The 3,338-nt window shown below is 57.9% G+C and carries 6 protein-coding genes; all 6 read left to right on the top strand.

Going from position 1 to position 3,338, the window contains the following annotated elements; genetic code table 11:
• Window positions 1–572, top strand: a 572-nt coding sequence (locus tag AB4043_RS19495; protein ID WP_442307831.1) for a response regulator transcription factor, incomplete at its 5' end; no start/stop codon positions are given.
• Between the two features lie 5 nt (window positions 573–577).
• Window positions 578–808, top strand: a complete 231-nt coding sequence (locus AB4043_RS19490; protein WP_147648548.1) for a HAMP domain-containing histidine kinase — start codon at window positions 578–580, stop codon at window positions 806–808.
• Window positions 808–2,022 (top strand): sigma 54-interacting transcriptional regulator, encoded by a 1,215-nt coding sequence (locus AB4043_RS19485; RefSeq protein ID WP_442299371.1) that lies wholly within the window; start codon window positions 808–810, stop codon window positions 2,020–2,022. Before AB4043_RS19490 ends, AB4043_RS19485 begins: the two co-directional genes overlap by 1 nt.
• Window positions 2,023–2,211: 189 nt before the next feature.
• Window positions 2,212–2,568: a flagellar basal body rod protein FlgB gene (gene flgB, locus AB4043_RS19480; RefSeq protein WP_442299372.1), complete on the top strand. Its 357-nt coding sequence runs from the start codon at window positions 2,212–2,214 to the stop codon at window positions 2,566–2,568.
• The gene (gene flgC, locus AB4043_RS19475; protein WP_442307830.1) at window positions 2,565–3,026 is read left to right on the top strand and encodes a flagellar basal body rod protein FlgC; all 462 of its coding nucleotides are present in this window, start codon (window positions 2,565–2,567) and stop codon (window positions 3,024–3,026) included. The genes flgB and flgC overlap by 4 nt, the downstream gene beginning before the upstream one ends.
• A 9-nt stretch (window positions 3,027–3,035) precedes the next feature.
• Complete coding sequence (gene fliE, locus AB4043_RS19470) at window positions 3,036–3,335, top strand: flagellar hook-basal body complex protein FliE (protein ID WP_442299374.1); 300 nt, start codon at window positions 3,036–3,038, stop codon at window positions 3,333–3,335.
• Window positions 3,336–3,338 lie beyond the last annotated feature (3 nt).

Raw genomic sequence — 3,338 nt, 5'->3', positions numbered from 1 at the left:
AGGAAGTACACCGCAGGCTGCCCCACACCTCCGTGCTTGTACTGACGGGCCGGACTCAGGTCGAAGAGCGGGTGCGCTGTCTGGATCTCGGAGCCGACGACTATCTGCTCAAACCATTCAGCTTTCATGAATTAACAGCGCGCTGCCGCGCCGTGATGCGCCGGAAAAAGCACGCACCGGATCAGCTTCTGAAGTACGGTGTCCTGGAAGTTAACCGTATGCTCCGTCAGGTGCATGTAGCCGACGTGGAAGTCGAGTTGACCTCAAAGGAATATGCTCTGCTCGAGTACCTCCTGCTTCATAAGGGGAAAGCCGTCTCTCGTGCTCAGCTTTTGAAGGGTGTATGGCGGACGACATCCCATACTGGCACTAATGTTGTGGACGTATACATCAACTACCTCCGCCGGAAGCTGACCGTGCAGGGAGTGTCAGATGGCGCCGCGTTGATTGAAACGGTTCGAGGCGAGGGTTATCGGTTACGGAATGTGCCATTCCTCGGCGGTATGCCGGAAAAATCAGGTTCACAGAGCGTAGCCGCCGGTAGTACAACACGGATGTTGCGACACGCGTGACAATTATGGATCGTGAACAGGTACAGGAACTGAGCGTGATGCTGCATGACCTGTGCCAACCGCTGACGGCGCTGCAGTGCCGTTTAGAGTTGGCAGAGATGGAGGGCGACGAGGAGGGTATGCGTCGCGCCATAGCCGACAGTCTGACGGAATGCGAGCGCTTAAACGGCATCGCAATGCGGATGCGGCAGCAGCTTCGAGAAGCAATGCAAGACGGGCCAGGGGACCTAAAATAATGCCATTTGAAACCAGGGTGGCGAACGGATCGGTATCCGTTCGCCATGCCGTTGTGGTTAGCGCAGACGGAGACCGGCGTTTTCGATGGGTTACTTCGCTTGAGGGCCTGCGCTGGCAGGTAGAGGCCGCTTCCGGTGGCGCCGAGGCCATGGCGAGCATGGAACAGCGTATTCCGGAAGCGCTTATTGTCGATAACTGGTTGCCGGATCTGGAAGTTGATGGATTTATTTCCTGGGTGCGGCAGGCATTTCCATCGGTCGATATCCTGCGCGCCGATGGTGTACCGGTGGGAGACGGACCGCGAAGCCCACGGCGCCACGAGTTGCTGCATGTCCTGCGTGCAGCAGAAGAAGATATGGGGGGGGCGCCGGAGCCGGCGTCTGCAAACGTCGAGCGCGAGCCTGCGGCGTCCGTCCCCGCGATTGTTCCCGCCGAGCTTCCTGTGGACGCGGCCTTATTACCGGGAATGATCGGTAATAGCTCGGGTATGCGAGAACTGGCTCGCATGGTCCGTCTCGTGGCTCCCCGCGATACGACCGTCTTGATTGAAGGAGAGACGGGGACAGGCAAAGAGGTGGTTTCAAGGGCGATACACCGGCTCAGTTCTCGCGCCCAGAAGCCCTTTGTGACCTTGAACTGCGCCGCCATTCCGGAGGCGCTGTTGGAGGCAGAACTTTTTGGGCATACCCGCGGCGCCTTTACCGGTGCAGTGCAGTCACGCACCGGCCGTATTGAGGCGGCGAACGGCGGCACCCTGTTTCTGGACGAAATTGGTGAGATGCCGCTGCCATTGCAAGCCAAGATGTTGCGCTTTCTGGAGAACGGGGAACTGCAGCGGGTCGGCGACAACGAGACCGTTCGGGTAGACGTGCGTGTGATCGCTGCAACCCACCGCGACCTGGAACGGCTGAGCCAGGAGCGGACCTTCCGCCTGGATCTTTACCATCGGCTGGCAGTTTTTCCTGTGGTCATTCCGGCATTGCGCGAGCGGGCGGAGGACATCCCGCTGTTGGCGACACATATCCTCAATAAGCTTGGCGAAACGATGCCGCAGAAGCGCCTCTCCCAGTCGGCTCTGGAGGTCTTCCGGGGGTATGACTGGCCGGGAAATGTCCGCGAATTAGGACATGTTCTGGAGCGAGCGGCCATCCTGGCGGAAGACCGTCCGGAGATCGGAATGACGGAAGTTATCCTCCGCCGCAAACGGGCATAGGGCATTGTCATCCGTTCCAGAGATTAATCTTACGAGCGCACTTACTTCAAGACCGGGCGAAAGCCCGGTTTCTTGTTTCGCTCTAATGATTGAGGCTGAGAGCCCTCTTAGATGTCTGCCTGAAGAATGGAGACAAACCTGCACTCTCTATCGGCGATAAGCTCAATTGCTTGAGGGAGAGGGTGTCTGATGCAGACAAGTGCGATCAGTGATGCGTTGACGCGGTATCTGGACCTGGCCAGCTCCCAGATGAAGCTAACGGCCAGCAATATGGCTAATGCTGACACTCCCGGCTACCGGACTCAAGGTTTCAGTTTTGAAGATGAGATGCGGCACGCCATGGAGGGCACCGCAAGCGGCACATTTACTCCGGCTACGCAGGATGTTGATGGCCTGGTGGCGCGGCCTGACGGCAACAATGTCTCCCTTGAGCGTGAGGGCATGCAGTTGGCAAAGTCGCAGCTTGCTTTCCGAACCGGTGTGGAGCTGCTGAAACGGGAATATTCGCGCGTCATGGACGCGATCAAAGCGGACGGTAAGGCATGAACCTGTTTGGTGTGATGGATGTCAGCGCATCCGCGCTGCAGGCTGAGAGAGTTCGCGCCGAGGTAACGGCCAGCAATATGGCCAATGCGGAGACAACCCGCACCGCCGATGGAGGACCGTACCGCAGGCAGCAGGTACTCTTCCAGACCGCCGGCCAGGAAGGAACATTCGGCRCCGCCTTTATGTCGCATCTGGGAATGCATGGAGGCTCTACGAGTTCGAATGCGACCGGCGGCGTGGAGGTTGCCGGAGTTCAGGATGATGCCAAAGCGCCGATTATGCGCTTCGATCCGGGGCATCCGGATGCCGATGCCAATGGATATGTTGCGTATCCCGACATCGATCCGCTGACCGAAATGGTGGAGCTGATGAGTGCGCAGCGCAGCTATGGCATGAATGCATCGGCGGTACAGGCAGAGAAAAGCATGATCACCAGCTCGCTGGACATCTTGAAGTAAGAGACAGATATGGACGCGATTCGGCTAACAGGAACAATTCCCGGAATCGGCAATGTGGTCACGCCACCGGCCTCGATCGAGCAGGCGGAATCTCCCTTTGCCAATGTCCTGGCAGGTGCGCTGCATGATGCCACAGCATTGGAGAAGCAGGCGCAGACGGCTGTAAAGGGTTTGATGGACGGTAGCGGTGTCGAAATTCATGAGGCGATGATTGCAACCCAGAAAGCTGACATGGCTTTCGAGTTAGCTCTGCAGGTACGGAATAAAGCCGTAGCTGCATACCAGCAGATGATGCAGATGCAGTTCTAAGAC

The organism is Terriglobus sp. YAF25 (genome assembly GCF_052113305.1).
In the GTDB taxonomy this organism is placed as follows: domain Bacteria; phylum Acidobacteriota; class Terriglobia; order Terriglobales; family Acidobacteriaceae; genus Terriglobus.
The sequence above is the reverse complement of the archived record's forward strand: the minus strand, read 5'-3'. Positions and strand labels throughout refer to the sequence as shown.

What these genes read in the sequence shown, in the direction of transcription:
- flgB (WP_442299372.1), top strand. Translation starts at nt 2,212, where the DNA reads ATGCAGACAAGTGCGATCAGTGATGCGTTGACGCGGTATCTGGACCTG.
- AB4043_RS19485 (WP_442299371.1), top strand. Translation starts at nt 808, where the DNA reads ATGCCATTTGAAACCAGGGTGGCGAACGGATCGGTATCCGTTCGCCAT.
- fliE (WP_442299374.1), top strand. Translation starts at nt 3,036, where the DNA reads ATGGACGCGATTCGGCTAACAGGAACAATTCCCGGAATCGGCAATGTG.
- AB4043_RS19490 (WP_147648548.1), top strand. Translation starts at nt 578, where the DNA reads ATGGATCGTGAACAGGTACAGGAACTGAGCGTGATGCTGCATGACCTG.